The sequence below is a fragment of the Bacillus sp. LB7 genome, from assembly GCF_030449715.1.
In the GTDB taxonomy this organism is placed as follows: domain Bacteria; phylum Bacillota; class Bacilli; order Bacillales; family Bacillaceae; genus Bacillus; species Bacillus paralicheniformis.
This window is the reverse complement of the sequence record NZ_JASGCA010000053.1, coordinates 1-1,001: the sequence shown is the minus strand read 5'-3', so window position 1 is coordinate 1,001 and position 1,001 is coordinate 1. Positions and strand designations below refer to the sequence as shown.

The following is a 1,001-nucleotide window of genomic DNA, read 5'->3' as shown; positions in this document are numbered from 1 at the left end:
CGGCAGGTTGTGAGTCATGGGATAGAATGGTGAAGGATTTTAACGCATCCAATAATGGATTGGTCCGGACGGCAACTGTCTACGATCAGAACGGAAATAAGATCAAAACATACAAAGGCAAATTTGATGTTGAAGTCAATGACTATGGGAATAAGGTGAAATTCGACCTGAACGGAAAACGAATCATGATCAGCAATGCAGTTGTGATTGTGGAGGAAAACTAGGGGGGCAATCATGATATATGTGATTATAGGGATCCTCATTCTTGCCGTTCCATTCGTCTGGATGGAGATTGCTGAAAGACGGATCCAGGAATGGGAAAAAGAAAAATGAACGAATGGAGGGAAAGGATGTCAAAGGAACAATTATCTTTTCTCGATGATGTGGATGAAAAAGCCGTTCGAAAAATAGTCATCAAAGAACTGAAAAATTACCGCGCGCTTAAAGTCCAATTAGAGAATAAAAAAGAATGTTCATCTGCCGGCATTAATATTTTCCCTTCCCTCCGGGATTCATTTTCCGTTAACGAGCTCAAGGTTAAGCAGATGGAACGGGCTTTACAAAACAGCTTGGACGATGAGGAACGTTTGATCATCGAAAAGAAATACCTGACGGCTGCCAGGGTGAAAGACATTAATATTTATATGGAACTCGGGATGAAAAAGGATACCTATTATGAAATAAAGCAACGGGCAATCTGCCGTATAGCAACAGCACTCGGAATTATCTGAGTGCTTTTTTCATCGAGAAAAACCCGACAAAATCCCGACATTTTTCCGATAATCGGGGGGATAAAGAGGGGGAATTTTTATGCGTAATTTGTCGATAAGATTTACTTATCAAGAAATAACGGGAGAAGCACCATTCCCTTATCAAGGTGAATTCGGATACTCAAATTAAGGCGATGAAGAATGAAGCCAAACGGGAGGAACATTCTGAGCCGGATCGCGCTAGTCTTGCGACTTTGGTATCGGGAGATTGTAAGCAGTGTGTTTTTTGGA

At 41.4% G+C, this 1,001-nt stretch carries 2 protein-coding genes; both read left to right on the top strand.

Annotated features, from left to right (window positions below):
• Positions 1-224 (top strand): DUF5052 domain-containing protein (locus QMZ64_RS23005; protein WP_301441638.1); only part of this gene is annotated, 224 nt, incomplete at its 5' end.
• A gap of 126 nt (positions 225-350) precedes the next feature.
• Complete coding sequence (locus tag QMZ64_RS23000) at positions 351-731, top strand: ArpU family phage packaging/lysis transcriptional regulator (RefSeq protein ID WP_009330080.1); 381 nt, start codon at positions 351-353, stop codon at positions 729-731.
• The last annotated feature ends 270 nt before the right edge of the window (positions 732-1,001 follow it).